13 protein-coding genes are annotated in these 14,347 nt (G+C 67.6%); 6 read left to right on the plus strand and 7 right to left on the minus strand.

Annotated elements, in window-relative coordinates; genetic code table 11:
- Positions 1-4: 4 nt before the first annotated feature.
- From U742_RS0114770 to U742_RS0114780, 3 genes are all read right to left on the minus strand, one after another.
- Positions 5-502, minus strand: coding sequence for a cupin domain-containing protein (locus U742_RS0114770; protein WP_029354337.1), 498 nt, complete (start codon positions 500-502; stop codon positions 5-7).
- Between the two features lie 30 nt (positions 503-532).
- Positions 533-2,191, minus strand: a complete 1,659-nt coding sequence (locus tag U742_RS0114775) for a lysine--tRNA ligase (protein ID WP_029354339.1) — start codon at positions 2,189-2,191, stop codon at positions 533-535.
- A gap of 79 nt (positions 2,192-2,270) precedes the next feature.
- Positions 2,271-3,131: a transporter substrate-binding domain-containing protein gene (locus tag U742_RS0114780; protein WP_248310373.1), complete on the minus strand. Its 861-nt coding sequence runs from the start codon at positions 3,129-3,131 to the stop codon at positions 2,271-2,273.
- Between the two features lie 123 nt (positions 3,132-3,254).
- Between U742_RS0114780 and U742_RS0114785 the strand changes: the two genes are divergently transcribed.
- A complete protein-coding gene (locus tag U742_RS0114785) occupies positions 3,255-5,285 on the plus strand; it encodes a glycosyltransferase (protein ID WP_051661191.1) in 2,031 nt (676 codons plus the stop codon).
- Here the strand turns inward: U742_RS0114785 and U742_RS0114790 are convergent.
- Together U742_RS0114790 and U742_RS23410 are read right to left on the minus strand one after the other, a co-directional pair.
- Positions 5,230-5,820 (minus strand): SCO family protein, encoded by a 591-nt coding sequence (locus tag U742_RS0114790; RefSeq protein ID WP_029354342.1) that lies wholly within the window; start codon positions 5,818-5,820, stop codon positions 5,230-5,232. The two genes, U742_RS0114785 and U742_RS0114790, sit on opposite strands and share 56 nt — an antisense overlap.
- A 50-nt stretch (positions 5,821-5,870) precedes the next feature.
- On the minus strand, positions 5,871-6,035 hold the full coding sequence (locus U742_RS23410; RefSeq protein WP_197028262.1) for a hypothetical protein: 165 nt from the start codon (positions 6,033-6,035) through the stop codon (positions 5,871-5,873).
- A gap of 252 nt (positions 6,036-6,287) precedes the next feature.
- On the opposite strand from U742_RS23410, the gene U742_RS22585 reads away from it, so the two are divergent.
- Positions 6,288-8,438, plus strand: coding sequence for a putative bifunctional diguanylate cyclase/phosphodiesterase (locus U742_RS22585; protein WP_051661192.1), 2,151 nt, complete (start codon positions 6,288-6,290; stop codon positions 8,436-8,438).
- A 10-nt stretch (positions 8,439-8,448) separates the two neighbouring features.
- On the opposite strand, the gene U742_RS0114805 is transcribed toward U742_RS22585, so the two are convergent.
- Together U742_RS0114805 and U742_RS22590 are read right to left on the minus strand one after the other, a co-directional pair.
- Positions 8,449-8,679 (minus strand): hypothetical protein, encoded by a 231-nt coding sequence (locus tag U742_RS0114805; RefSeq protein WP_029354345.1) that lies wholly within the window; start codon positions 8,677-8,679, stop codon positions 8,449-8,451.
- 85 nt (positions 8,680-8,764) lie between these two features.
- Positions 8,765-9,784 carry a dihydrodipicolinate synthase family protein gene (locus U742_RS22590; protein WP_081853010.1) on the minus strand — a complete coding sequence of 340 codons (1,020 nt, stop codon included), beginning with the start codon at positions 9,782-9,784 and terminating at the stop codon, positions 8,765-8,767.
- 166 nt (positions 9,785-9,950) lie between these two features.
- Here U742_RS22590 and U742_RS0114815 point away from each other — a divergent pair, with 166 nt between their 5' ends.
- Genes U742_RS0114815 through aldA form a run of 4 tightly spaced genes read left to right on the plus strand, consistent with a single transcriptional unit; the run spans position 9,951 to position 14,312 of the window.
- Positions 9,951-10,976: a DctP family TRAP transporter solute-binding subunit gene (locus U742_RS0114815; protein ID WP_029354349.1), complete on the plus strand. Its 1,026-nt coding sequence runs from the start codon at positions 9,951-9,953 to the stop codon at positions 10,974-10,976.
- Positions 10,976-11,497, plus strand: coding sequence for a TRAP transporter small permease (locus U742_RS0114820; RefSeq protein WP_051661194.1), 522 nt, complete (start codon positions 10,976-10,978; stop codon positions 11,495-11,497). Before U742_RS0114815 ends, U742_RS0114820 begins: the two co-directional genes overlap by 1 nt.
- 13 nt (positions 11,498-11,510) lie before the next feature.
- Positions 11,511-12,818 (plus strand): TRAP transporter large permease, encoded by a 1,308-nt coding sequence (locus tag U742_RS0114825; protein ID WP_248310374.1) that lies wholly within the window; start codon positions 11,511-11,513, stop codon positions 12,816-12,818.
- A 24-nt stretch (positions 12,819-12,842) separates the two neighbouring features.
- Positions 12,843-14,312, plus strand: coding sequence for an aldehyde dehydrogenase (gene aldA, locus U742_RS0114830; RefSeq protein ID WP_197028263.1), 1,470 nt, complete (start codon positions 12,843-12,845; stop codon positions 14,310-14,312).
- Positions 14,313-14,347: the final 35 nt, after the last annotated feature.

Below are 14,347 nucleotides of genomic sequence, written 5' to 3' on the forward strand. Positions count from 1 at the left end.
CCGCTCACCTCGGGGCTTTGTGGATGGGGTCGACCCAATAGACCTCTTCCGGCTTCTCCACCGGATCGACGTTGGTGATGTTCACCACCACCGCCTCGTTGTCGGAGCGCACCAGCACGCATTCGAGCGGCTGGTCGGGATCGGCGTTGATCTCCTGATGCGGCACATAGGGCGGCACGAAGATGAAGTCGCCGGCCTCCGCCTCCGCGACATATTCCAGCCGGTCGCCCCAGCGCATGCGGGCGCGGCCGCGCACCACATAGATCACGCTCTCCAGCGCGCCATGATGGTGCACGCCGGTCTTGGCGTTGGGCTGGATGGTGACGGTGCCAGCCCAGATCTTCTGCGCGCCGACGCGGGCATGGTTGATCGCCGCCTGGCGGAACATGCCCGGCGTCTGGGCGGTATTGGAATCGAGCCGGTCGCCCTTGATGACGCGCACGCCGTCATGCTTCCAGCGATCGTCGCCGTGTTGCTCGGGGCCGTGGTGATGGTCCGACATGCCGGTCCTCCTTCCTCGGCCCCGTCGCGCTCAGGCCGCGCCCTTCGCCAACTCGCCGGCCAGTGCCCGCGCGATCAGCGCGCGCGTCTCCGGGATGCCGTAGGCGGCGACGAAGGTGCCGAAGCGCGGGCCTTCCTTCTCGCCCAGCAGCAGCTCGTAGAGCGCGCTGAACCAGGCGAAGGAGACGCCTGGCCCGCCATCCGGCCCCTTGCGCTTGAGGTCCTGATAGCGGGGCACCGGACGCGCGACGTCGAGCACCGCGTTCTGGATGGCCTCGCGGTCGGTACCGTCGAGCGGCGCCAGCGCGGCGTCGAGACGGGCCAGCGCATCGGCCTCCACCTCGTCGGGCAGGCGGAAGGAACGGCGCGGCTTCACCCGGTCGATGAAGTAGCGCACCGCATAGCCGGCCAGCTTGTCCAGCGTCGGGCTGGTTTCCGGCGTCACGCCCGGCGCGTAGCGGCGGATGAAGCGCCAGAGCACACCCTTGTCCTCGGCGTTCGAGGCCGAGGCGAGCTTGAGCAGCAGGCCGAAGCTCAGCGGCAGTTCCTCGACCGGCGGATTGCCGGAATGGATGTGCCAGACCGGGTTGCCGAGCCGGTTCTTCCAGTCCTGCGTCGGGTAGCGGGCGAGGAAGTTGAAATACTCGTCGACCGCCTTGGGAATGACGTCGAAATGCAGCTTCTTCGCCGAGCGCGGCGACTGGAACATGTACAGCGCCAGGCTCTCCGGGCTCGCATAGGTCAGCCACTCGTCGATGGTGAGACCGTTGCCCTTCGACTTCGAGATCTTCTGGCCGACCTCGTCGAGGAATAGCTCGTAGACGAAGTGCTCGGGCGCCACGCCGCCGAGGATCTCGCAGATCCGGTCATAGACCGGCGCGTTGGTCTGGTGGTCCTTGCCGAACATCTCGAAATCGACGTCGAGCGCGGCCCAGCGGGCACCGAAATCCGGCTTCCACTGCAGCTTCACCTGGCCGCCGGTAACCGGGACGGTCTTGTCCACCCCGTCCTCGTCGGTGAAGGTGATGGTGCCGGCCTTGGCGTCAACGTTCTTGAGCGGCACGTAGAGCACGCGGCCCGAGGTCGGCGAGATCGGCAGGAAGGGCGAATAGGTTGCCTGCCGTTCCTCGCCGAGGGTGGGCAGCATCACCTCCATGATGGCGTCGTACTTCTCCGCCGCATGCAGCAGCACGGCGTCGAGCCGGCCGGACTTGTAATAGTCGGTGGCGCTGGCGAACTCATAGTCGAAGCCGAAGGTGTCGAGGAAGCGCCGCAGCATGGCGTTGTTGTGCGCGCCGAAGCTCGGATAGTCGCCGCCGAAGGGGTTCGGCACGGAGGTCAGCGGCATCTGCAGATAGGGGCGCAGCGCGACGGGATCCGGCACGTTGTCCGGGATCTTGCGCATGCCGTCCATGTCGTCCGAGAAGCACAGCAGCCGCGTCGGAACCGTGTCGTCGGTGAGCACGCGGAAGGCGTGGCGCACCATGGTGGTACGGGCCACCTCGCCGAAGGTGCCGATATGCGGCAGGCCGGAGGGACCATAGCCGGTCTCGAACAGGACCTCGGCCTTGGGTTTGCGCTTCAGCCGCTCGACGATCTTGCGCGCTTCCTCGAACGGCCAGGCGCCGGCGTTTTCCGCCGCCTGCCGCAGTTCGCCTGCAACATCCTCGACCGAAGCGGTCGCCGTCATGATCCCTGCCCTCCTCCGGGCGTTCGAAATGGAGCGCATGGTCTAGGTAGTCGCGACGGGAGCGTCAACCGATGGAGCGTCAATAGACGCTGATCGGGAACCAGCGGAGATAAAGGTCGGTATAGACGCCCTTCTCCCAGAGCTGGGCGAGCGCATAGTTGAGCGACTGGCGCAGCGCGTCATTGCCGCGCTTCACGGCGATGCCCATGCCCTCGCCGAAATAGCGCGTCTCGGTGAACGGGCCGCCGACGAAGGCACAGCAATTGGCCGAGCCCGCGCCGTTCAGCCAGAAGGCGAGCTGCACGCCGTCGCCGAAGACGAGATCAACCTCGCCGCGCCGCAGCGCCTCGCGCGCGACCTCCGCATTCGGATAGGCGCGGATCGCCGTCTCGGCGAAGAAATCGCGCAGATAGGCCTCATGGGCGGTGCCGCCGACCACGCCGACGGTCTTCGCGGCGACCGTCTGCGGCGTCACCTCGTCCATCAGTCCGGTACGCCGGGCGATAAAGCGCGCCGGCGAGCGGAAATAGCGGTCGGAGAAGTCCAGCGTCTCCCGGCTGCCTTGCGTGATGGCGATGCCGGCGATGGCGGCGTCCGCCTGGTCCTTCGCCAGCATGGTCATGATCTCGGCGAAGGGCTTCACCTCCATCGTGCAGCTAATGGCGAGCTCGGTGCAGATGGCACGCGCGATGTCGACATTGAGGCCGGTCGGCTGGCCCTCGGCGTCACGAAAGCTGAAGGGCGGGAAGTCGTCCGTGGTCACGAAGCGGATCTGCGTCGGTAGGCGCGTCACGTCCGGCCGTTCCGGGCGGCGCTTCGGATCCCAGAAGCCGGGTACCGCCACCTGGCCCGACAGCGCCGGCGCGGCCGGCGTCTGCGCCTGCGAATGGGCGGAGCGGGGCGCCATAACGACGAGAAGCGCGGCACAAAGGCCACACATCAGGAATTCCGCACTTAGATACCGCATAAAGGCCTCGACTGCCGCCGCTTACCGCTTGCCGCGCGGTCCGGAGTTTGTAGCGTTTGAGGCGGATGGATGCGAGGGGCAAGCGGGGCGCTCTTCATGGCCTATCGGCGTGGCAGCATCGAGGTGATGTGGGACGCGCTGCCGGGCCGACTCGGCGCGAACCGCAGCGACACGGCCAGCGCGCCATATCCCGCGGAGATCGCCGGCCTCGCCGGCTACATCGATCATGAGACGCTGCTCTACGCGATGCGCCGCGCCCGCCGGCTCGGCGTCGGGGCCGACGAGGTGCTGCTCGCCTCGGGCCTCGTCTCGTCCGACGAGCTGCTCACCGCAAGCGCCCGCCATCTCGGAATCGGCATCGACCTGCTGGACGGCTATGCCACCGGGCTCGCCTTGTCGCAGGCCGACCCGCGCGCGACGATCGCCTGCGGCACGATCCGCCGGCATGACGGGCAGCTCACGCAGGCCGCGCGCGGCCTGCCGCTGCGCAGGCTCGCCGAGCAACTGAAGGCGCAGCCTGGCCTCGCGCGCTGGGTCCGCCTCACCTCGCCGGAGCGCCTCGCCGCCCGCATCCGCGAGATGGCGGGCGAGCGCATCGCGGAAGAGGCGGCGTTCCGCCTGTCGGAGCGCCAGCCGCGGCTCTCGGCGTCGTCGCTCCGGCTGGCGCGCTATCTGCTGCCCGTGCTCGGCATGCTGCTCGCCGCTGCCCCCTTCGCCGGGGCTGCGCTGCCGGATTTCGCGGGGCTGGCGCTGACGCTGATCATCGCGGCGCTAATCCTCGCCTGGTCGGTGCTGCGCTTCACCGCGAGCACGGTCGAGCCGGCCGTCCACGCCCCCGCGCGCCGCGCCGATGGCGAACTGCCGGTCTACAGCATCATCGTGCCGATCTATCGCGAGGCGGAGGTCGTGCCGCGCCTCGTGGCGGCGCTGCAGCGGCTCGACTATCCGCACGAGAAGCTGCAGGTGCTGATGGTGATCGAGGCCGACGACGCCGTCACCCGCGAGGCGGTGCAGCGTCACGCTCGCCATCCCTCCTTTGCCATGGTCGAGGTGCCGCCGGTCGGGCCGCGCACCAAGCCGAAGGCGATGAACGCAGCGCTTCCCTTCGTGCGAGGCGAGCTGGTCGCCGTCTATGACGCCGAGGACATGCCCGACCCCGCCCAGCTCCGAAGCGCCCATGCGGTGTTTAATGGCCCGGGCGGGCGACGCATTGCCTGCGTGCAGGGCCGGCTCGCCATCGACAATGCCGCCGACAGTTGGATCACCCGGCAGTTCGCGGCGGAATATGCCGGGCACTTCGATCTCCTGCTGCCGATGCTCGCCCAGTGCGGCCTCCCCTTCCCGCTCGGCGGCACGTCCAACCACTTCCGCACCGAAGTGCTCCGGCGGCTGAGCGGCTGGGACCCGTTCAACGTCACAGAGGACGCCGATCTCGGCGTGCGGCTCGCCCGCGCGGGCTGGCGCAGCACCGTCATCGCCTCGACCACCGAGGAGGAGGCGCCGGCCGGCTTCCGCGCCTGGCTCTACCAGCGCACGCGCTGGTACAAGGGCTGGCTGCAGACCTTGCTGGTGCACGGGCGGCATCCGCTCGCCCTGATGCGGGAGCTCGGCGCGTGGCAGGCGGGCGCGCTCGGCATCATGATCGGCGGCGGCCTGCTCACCGCGCTGCTGCATCCGTTTTTCGTCGTCGCGCTGGCGATCGACCTCGTGGCCGGCTTCCGGCCCGCCACGGCGACCGACGCTGTGGCGAACGGGATCGGCGTCGCCGTGTTCGTCGTCGGCTATGGCAGCGCCGCCATCTTCACCATCGCCAGCATGCGCCGCCGCCACTTGCCGGGGCTCTGGAGGGTGCTGCCGCTGGTGCCGATCTACTGGCTCATGCTGTCGCTGGCCGCGTGGCGGGCGCTCCTCCAATTGGTGCGGGCACCCTATCGATGGGAAAAGACGACGCACGGCCTGGCGCGCACCTCACGGCGCGGGCTCGGCGGGCTGGCCGCCGAAGCGTCGAACCATGGCGGAACCTCACGGCGCATGGTACCCCGCGCTCCCGTGCCAGCCGTCGCCGGTCCGCTCAGAGATAGCGACGCAGATCGGCCGCCGCCTCGGCGGGCGGGCGCTTCAGATTGAACGGCGCGATGAAGGCGCCGTCCCTGCCCATCAGATAGACCACCGCCGTGTGATCCATCGTGTAGTCGCCGCCCTGCGTGGGCACCTTGCGGGCATAGACGCGATAGGCCTTCAGCGCCGCCGCGACCTGCTCCGGGCTGCCCGTCAGGCCTCGAATGGCCGGATGGAAGCTCGAAATGTAGCTCTTCATGACCTCGGGCGTGTCGCGCTCGGGATCGACGGTGACGAACAGCCCGGCGACCTTCCGGGCATCCGGGCCCAGCGCATCGAGCATCTGCGACATGTCGAACAGGGTCGTCGGACAGATGTCCGGGCAGTGGGTGAAGCCGAAGAAGACCAGGAACGGCCCGCCGCTGAAGCTGTCCTGCGTCACCGCGTGGCCGTCCTGGTCGACGAGCTGAAAGGGACCGCCCACCGCCACAGGACCGCTGACCTGCTGGCTGGCGCGGGGCAGCATGGCAAGCGTCGCCGCGACGATGGCGACGGCGCCGACGACGAAGGCGGCGAGGATGAGGATGAGACGACGATAGGACATGGCGGGCCTTCAGCGCGGCTCTGGCTTGCCGCTCATTGCGCGAAACGTCGTCAGAAGCAGTAGGCCAGACCGGCCGACACCATGTCGAAGAAAACGGCGGCTCCGTGGCGCGCCCACAGGCCAATCGCCGCAGCCACAAGCAGCGCGACGGCCACAACCGGCGCCCAGATGAGCACCCGTCGCGTGCCGCCCGCTTCCTCGGCCCATCCCGCCATGAATTCGAGCCTCTTCCCGCTTCGCGTGCTTCCCATCATATGGATGCTGATAGCATTTTTTGAAGATGGGTCCCATGCGCGACGCATTATCGCTCCCGCCATGGCCCGGAACGTGAGACGCTAGGCGGCGTCAATCGTGATTCAGGGGTCGGGCTTCGAGAATCAAAGGCTCGGATCGATGTTGAGGGGGTGGCCGGAAGCCGATCCGCAGGTGCAACTGCGACGGCTCGCGGCATAGACGTCTGAGGCCGCATGGCAAAGCAGGCGGGAACGCAGGAAGCGAGCGTCCTCGATCGGGGGGCGCATGGCGATGTCGAGCTGGGGATCGCCCGGCAAGGCCTCGATGCTGCGCTCGAAAGCATGAGCGACGGCTTCGCGCTGTTCGACGCCGGCGACCGCATGATCCTGCACAACAGGCGCTTCCTCGAATTCTTCCCCTTCCTCGCATCGCTCGGCGATCTGCGCGGGCGCGACTTCCGCACGCTCGTCTCCATCCCGACCGGGGAATGGATGCACCTGCCCTCGCCGGAGACCTATGTCGAGGAGCGGATGCGGCGTCACTTCGCGGCCGACGGCCAGCCTTTCGACATTCCGCTCACGGGTGGCGGATGGGCGCGGGTGCGCGAGCGGCGGACGCCCGAGGGCGGGATCGTCTCGACCTGGACCGACGTCACCGAACTGAAGCTCGCCGAACAGCGGCTGCGCGAAGCGATCGCGGCCATCGGCGAAGGCTTCGTGCTGCTCGACACGCAGCATCGCATCTCGCTGTGTAATGCGCGTTTCCGCGAGATGTTCGCCGCGGTAGGTATCCTGCCGATGGCCGGAATGGACTTCGCCGATCTGCTGCACCGCGGCGCCGATGCAGGGCTGTTCCTCGACGCCCACGACGACGCGGCGGCCTTCGTCTCCCGCACGATCGCCGCGCTGGACGGCGAGGGCGAGCGGCGCCTCGAGATCGCCCTGAAGGACGGCGGCTGGGTGCTCGCCTGCCATCGCGGCACGTCGGACGGTGGTGGCGTCGGCATCTGGACCGACCTCACGGCGCAGCGCCGCCGCGAGATGGAACTGGTCGCGATACGCACCCAGCTCGAACGCCAGAGCGACGCGCTGTCGGAATTCGCGCGCCTGCTCGCGCGCCAGGCACGCGGCGATGCGCTCACCGGCCTGCCGAACCGATTCGCGCTTGAGGAGCGCCTGGAGCAGCAACTGCGCGAAGGCGCGGCCGGCATCTGGGTGGCCTTCATCGACATCGACGACTTCAAGACGGTGAACGATACCGCCGGCTACGCGGCGGGCGACGAGCTGCTGCGCGAGTTCGCACAGTTCCTCGCGGCCCAGCTTCCGGAGGACGACATGCTGGCGCGCGTCAGCGGCGACGAGTTCGTCATCGTTCTTTCCGGCGTCGACGAGACGGAAGCGATGAGCAGGCTGATCGAGCTCGCGCAGGCCGTCCGCCAGCGCAGTTTCGAGGTGAGCGGGCGCAGCATCCACCTCGATCTCAGCATAGGCCTCGTCGCGGTCGACACCACGCGAACCACGGTGTCCACCTTGCTCGCCGCTGCAGACACCGCCTGCTACCGGGCAAAGGATGCCGGCGGCGGACGGATCCAGCTCTATGAGCCCGGCGGCGCCGCGAGAACGCGCACTCCCGGCGCACTCACCTGGGAAGAGCGTGTCGCGCTGGCACTCGAAGCCGACCTGTTCATCCTGCATCTGCAGGCGATCGTCGACGACAGCGGGGTGGTGCACGGCTATGAAGCCCTGCTGCGCCTCGTCGACGAACAGGGCGTCGTGCATGCCCCCGGACATTTCCTGCCGACCGCCCGCCGGCTCGGCGTGATGGACCGGATCGACATGTGGGTATGCCGTCGTGCCGTCCGCTACGCCACGCGGCTGGCGAACGCCCATGACGGACGCTACCTGTCGATGAATGTCGGCGTGCGCACGCTGGCGGATACGCGATTCCAGGAGCTGCTGATCGCTGAGATCAACGATCATCCGGGGGTCGAGGCGGCGCTGCGCGTCGAGATCACCGAGACCGACCAGATCGAGAATATCGAGGAGCTCGGCACGTTTCTCGGCCAGCTCCGGGCGCTCGGCATCAAGCTCTATCTCGACGACTTCGGCAGCGGCTACAATTCGTTCGACGTCCTCAAGCGCCTGCACGTCGACGGCCTCAAGATCGAGTGGGCTGTGACGCGCGACCTTCTGAACGACCCGATCGACGAGGCGCTGATCAAGGCCGCCGCCTCCATCGCCGATTCACTCGGGCTTGAGCTGGTGGCCGAAGGCGTGGAGCAGGAAGAGCAGCTCACGCGGCTGCGGGCGCTCGGGGTGAGCCTGTTCCAGGGGCACTATTTCCATGTGGCGGAGGACGCCGAAGCCCTGCTGCCGCCGGAATGAGGCGCTGCCGTTATGATGGAAGGGACGTCCGGCCCCCTGCCATGGCCCAGACCAGCCCGGCGACAATGCCGAGGACGGCCCCCAGCGGCACGTAGAAGAACGCGACGGCCATCGCATAGGCGCCTTCCATCTGCGAGATGTCGAAGAGATAGGCCGCCGCCACGCACAGGCCGAGCCCGAGCGCGCCACCGCCGATCGCGCCGAGCACAATCCCGAGCACGCTTCTCAGCCCGCGCGACATGCCGCCCTCATCTCCTTGCCCTCAATCCGCGCCGTGCATCGTCTGCCTCGGTGTCGACATCGGCAAGGGTGTGCCGGGTAACTGCTCATGCCCGGCGCATATGGACGACATTGGTGGCGCCCTCGACCGCGCCGAAATGGAAGCTGCGCCAGTCGGCCGGCAAGCCGGCCTCCCACCGCATGAAATCGCGCAGCATCCAGCCGCGCTCGGGCATCGCGACGTCCGCCATGGGCGGCACGGTTCGTCGCCAGGACGGTAGTCCCAGGCCCTCCGCCAGCACGGCCTTCACCGAGGCGACGAAAGGCTGGCGCGAGAGGATCAGGTCGCCGGAATTGATGATCGGGACGAGCGCGCGCCGGTCGAAGGCGGTCGGCGCGTCGCACATGGCGCGCATCAGCCGCGGCATGACATTGCCGAGGCCGCATATGGTGCCGCGCGCGCCGAAGGCGAGCGCCTGCGGCAGGTGAATCTCCGAGCCGACGAAGATCGACAGATGCGCGAAGCGGCGCACCAGTGCCTCGGTGTAGTCGAGGTCGCCGCCGCTGTCCTTCACGCCGGCGACGATGCCCGGAAAGTCCTCGTCGAGCCGGCGGATCAGCCGCGGCGTCAGCGGCACGCCGCAGATGTCGGGGAAATGATAGAGGCACAGCCGCAGCTCGGCGCGGGCGATGCGCTCGATGACGCCGGCATAGAAGCGGAACGTGCCCTCCTCGGTAATGCCGCCGCGATAGACGCAGGGCGGCATCAGCAGGATGTCGCGCACCCCATGGTCGAGGGCGTGGCGTGCCAGCCGGACGATATCCGGTATCGCGAGGGCGTTGGCCGACACCATCAGCCGACCGGCCGGCACGCCGGCGGCGAGAATCCCCTCCAGCCCCCGGCAACGGTCCTCGACGGCGAACTCGGCCCCTTCCCCAGTCGTCCCGAACAGGGTGATGCCGTCGCACCCCTGGGCGAACAGCCAGGCGCAATGCGCGGCCAGCAGATCGATGTCGGGCGTGAATTCGGGCGTCACCGGGGTCGCGGCCGCGACCATCAGGCAATCGGCGGTCGGCAGCTCGTCACTGACGAGGCGGCCGTTCAGGACATTTGGACTGGCAGGCATCGGCACCGTCACGGGAAAGGCGGCGCGGGCCGCATGAACAGGAACAGCGAAAGGATGATGATTGATTGCACATTGTCAACATTCAGCTTGACGCTTCCGGCGGACGGTGGAAGCATTCCGCCCAAGTCGAGCGTCACACGCGCATAAACGACACAGGGGACAGATCATGAGGAAGCACGAGCCGTCTCTTCTCAGCCGGCCGCTGGCGCGGCGCACCGTGCTGGCGGGCGCCGCCGGCGTCATCGCGGCGCCGTTCGTCGCGCGCCTCGCCCATGCTGCGGGGAAGGCGATCCGCATCTCCACACCCGGCGCCGACGCCGAGTGGCAGTCCAAGGCGCTGGTGAAATTCAAGGAGGCGCTGGAGAAGGAAGCACCCGGCGCCTTCGACGTGCAGATTCACTTCAACGGCACGCTGTTCGGCCAGGGCACCGAGATCGAGGCAATGCAGCGCGGCAATCTCGAGGTCGGCATGATCTCGCCGCAGGACATCGCCGAGCTCATTCCCGAATATTCGATCTTCACCACCGGCTACCTGATGCGCGACGCCAAGCATCTCGACGCGGTCTATGACGGCGAGATCGGCAAGGAATACAAGGCGCGCGTCTCCAAGGACGTCGATATCCACATTGTGCGCAGCCAGTATCTCGGCACGCGCCATGTGGTGCTGCGTCAGCCCAAGGACGTCAAGGTTCCGAAGGACCTCGCCGGCGTGAAGCTGCGCATGCCCGGCTCGGCCTCCTGGCAGTTCCTCGGTAAAGCGCTCGGCGCCAGCCCGACCCCGCTCGCCTTCGAGGAGATTTATCTGGCGCTGCAGACCGGCACCATCGACGGCCTCGAAAACCCGCTGCCCGACATCATCTCGAACAAGTTCTACGAGGTGTCCAAGCAGATCGTGCTGACCAGCCACATGGTCGCGAACACCTTCTTCACCTTCTCGAACAAGTTCTGGAACGGGCTCGACGCGAAGCAGAAGGCGGCGATCGAGAAGGCCGAGGCGGCCGCCAAGGCGTTCAACGACGAGGGCGTGCTCTCGACCGAGAAGGAGGCCGTGGCCTTCTTCGAAAGCAAGGGCCTCAAGGTCACCACCCCGGACGTGCCGGTGTTCCGCGCCCAGGTGCTGAAGGCGTTCTCCGAATCCGACTTTGCCAAGACCTGGCCGAAGGGCATGCTCCAGCGCATCGAGGCGGCGTGATGAGTTCCGTCGCCGATGGCGAAACGGTCTCGGCGGCGGGCATGACGGTCTGGGTCAGGCGTTGGAAGCGGTTCGCGGAGCATGTCGCGGCGGCGCTGTTCGCGCTCATGTTTCTCGGCTTCGCCATCCAGATCGTCAGCCGCTACCTCTTCGACATGCCGGTGTCGTGGTCGCTGGAGATCTGCTCCATCGCCTATGTGTGGGTGGTGTTCTGGAGCTGCGACATCCTCGTCAGCGAGCGCAAGCAGATCGTGTTCGACCTGCTCTACAACGCCTTCCCGCCGCGCGCGCGGCGGGTGCTGGCGATCACGCTGACCGGGACGATGGGGCTCGTCTTCCTCGCCGCCATCCCCGGCGTCGTCGACTACGTGACCTTCCTCGCGCGGCGCAGCTCGATGCTGCTGCGCATCCGCATGGACATCGTCTATGCCTGCTTCGTCGTCTTCATGATCGCCGTCGTGGTCAACGCGGGCGTGCGCATCGCGCGGCTGCTCGGCCGCGACTGGCGCGATCATCTGTGAACAGGACGCACCCGTGAGCTTCGCCGCCTATGTGATGTTCGGCCTGTTCTTCCTCTGGTCGTTCCTCGGGATGCCGATCGGCCACGCCATGCTGGCGGCGGCGATCGTCTACCTGTTCATGACCGGGCAGGACATCGGCCTCGTCGCCTCGCAGAGCCTCAACGGCCTCTATTCCAGCTTCGTGCTGATGGCGGTTCCGCTGTTCATCTTCTCCGCCGAGATCATGAACGCGTCCAAGATCACCGACCGGCTTTTCCAGTTCGCGAACCTGATGGTCGGGCGGTTCAAGGGCGGGCTCGCCCACGTCAACATCGTGGCGAGCGTGATCTTCTCCGGCATGAGCGGCAGCGCGCTGGCCGACGCCGCCGGGCCGGGCAAGCTCGAAGTCGACATGATGGTGAAGGCCGGCTACTCGCCCGGCTTCTCCGCCGCGCTCTCCACCACTTCGGCGATCATCGGACCGATCATCCCGCCCTCGATCCCGATGATCCTCTACGGCGTCGTCACCAACACCTCGATCGGCTATCTCTTTCTCGGCGGCGTCATACCCGGCCTGCTGCTGGCGCTCGCGCAGGCCGGCGTCGTGGTCTATCTCGCCGGCCGCCGCGATTTCCCGACCGAGCCGGCGCCGACCATCCGCGAAGCCGTGACCGCGACCTTCGACGCGCTGCCGGCGCTGTTCATTCCGGCGATCATGCTCGGCGGCATCTACAGCGGCGCGGTGACGCCGACGGAGGCCGCCGCCGTCTGCGCGATGTTCGCGCTGATCCTCGCCTTCTTCTGGTATCGCTCGCTCGGTTTCGGCGGCCTGCACGATGTGCTGGTCGAATCCTCGCGCGCGACCGGGGTCGTGGCGATCACCATCGCCGGGGCGCTGGTGATGAACTGGATCGTCGCGGCCGAGCAGATCCCCGAGCGCATGGGTGCCTGGATGACGGCGCTCGACCTGTCGCCGGTCATGTTCCTGCTGGCGGTGAACATCCTGTTCCTGATCCTCGGCGCCTTCCTCGACACGCTGCTCATGCTGCTGATCATCGTGCCGATCCTGATGCCGACCGTGGTTCATCTCGGCATCGATCCGGTGCATTTCGGCGTCACCGCCGTCGTCAACATGATGATCGGCCTCGTCACGCCGCCGATGGGCGAGCTGGTGTTCCTGATCGCCGGGGTGTCCGGCATCAAGGTCGCCGACATCACCAAGGAACTCTGGATCTTCCTGGTGGTGCTGATCGCCCTGCTGTTCGTGCTGGTCTACGTGCCGGAGATCACCCTCTGGCTGCCAGAAAAGATGGGGTACCAGCCGGTGCGCGCCGCCGGCTGACAAAATGGAAGAGCAGGACTGCGCATGCCCGCAATGAAGGAACTGGTCAAAGGCGTCGACCGCTACCGCCACTACATTGGCGGACAATGGGTCGAGTCGACCGTTAAGGAATGGATCGACGTCGAGAACCCCGCCACCGGCGCGATCATCGCCTCGGTGCCGAAGGGCGGGGCGGACGACGCTGATCGCGCGCTGGTCGCCGCCCGCGCCGCGCAGCCGGGCTGGGAGGCGCTGCCGCCGGCGAGCCGGGGACAATTGCTGCGCGACCTCGCGCGGCTGATCCTCGAGAACCGTGAACGGCTCGCGCGCATCGTCGTCGCCGAGCAGGGCAAGCCGATCCACGAGGCGCGTGGCGAGATCGAGGGCGCCGCGCTCTACCTCACCTATGCCGCCGAGGAGGCGCGCCGCATCACCGGCGACATCATCCCGTCCGACGCGCCGGACGAGCAGATCTGGATCCAGAAGGTGGCGCACGGCGTCGTCGTCGGGCTCACCGCCTGGAACTACCCGGCGGCGCTGATGTGCCGGAAGATGGGGCCGGCGCTGCTCGCCGGGAACACCATCGTCATCAAGTCGCACGAGGGCACGCCGATCTCGGCGCTGGAGATCGCCCAGCTTTCCGCCCAGCTCGATTTCCCGCCGGGCGTGATCAACGTGGTCAGCGGCACCGGCGAGGATATCGGCGCGGCGCTGGTGCGTCATCCGATCCCGCGCCTGATCACGCTGACCGGTAGCGTGCGGGCCGGCAAGGCGATCTTCCGCGACGCCGCCGAGGATTTGAAGCTGCTGCGGCTCGAACTCGGCGGCAAGGCGCCGTTCATCGTCGCCGAGGACGCCGATATCGGCGCCGCCGTGCGCGCAGCGGTGCTCTCGCGCTTCGAGAATTGCGGGCAGATCTGCATCTGCAACGAGCGCATGTATCTGCACCGGCGCATCGCCGACGAGTTCCTCGACAAATTCACCCGTGCGGTGAGGGCGCTCAAGGTCGGCGACCCGACCACCATGGTCGATGTCGGCCCGAAATTCAACGGGCCGGAGCTCGCTAAGGTCGAGCGCATGGTCGATGCCGCGCGCGGCGCCGGCGCCGAGGTGCTGACCGGCGGACGCCGGCTCACCGAGGGGGTCTTCGCGCAGGGCCACTGGTACGAGCCGACCGTGCTCTCGGTGACCGACAACCAGATGCCGATCATGCAGGACGAGGTGTTCGGGCCGGTCGTTCCGGTGATGACGGTGGGCGATTTCGACGAGGGGCTTCGGCTCGCCAACGAGTCCCGCTACGGGCTTTCAGCCTACGTCTTCACCAAGGACATGCGGCGGATGATGCGCCTCATCCGCGAGCTGAAATTCGGCGAGATCTATGTGAACCGCCCGGGCGGCGATGCCGTCCACGCCCACCACGCCGGCATCCGCGACAGCGGCATCGGCGGCGAGGACGGCAAATACGGTCTCGACGCCTATTTCCAGAAGAAGACGATCTATGTGAACTACGCCTGAGCGTTGCGGGCGGGGAGACATGCGGTCTACAGCAC

This window comes from Allobosea sp. 117 (assembly GCF_000702305.1).
GTDB lineage: Bacteria > Pseudomonadota > Alphaproteobacteria > Rhizobiales > Xanthobacteraceae > Ancylobacter.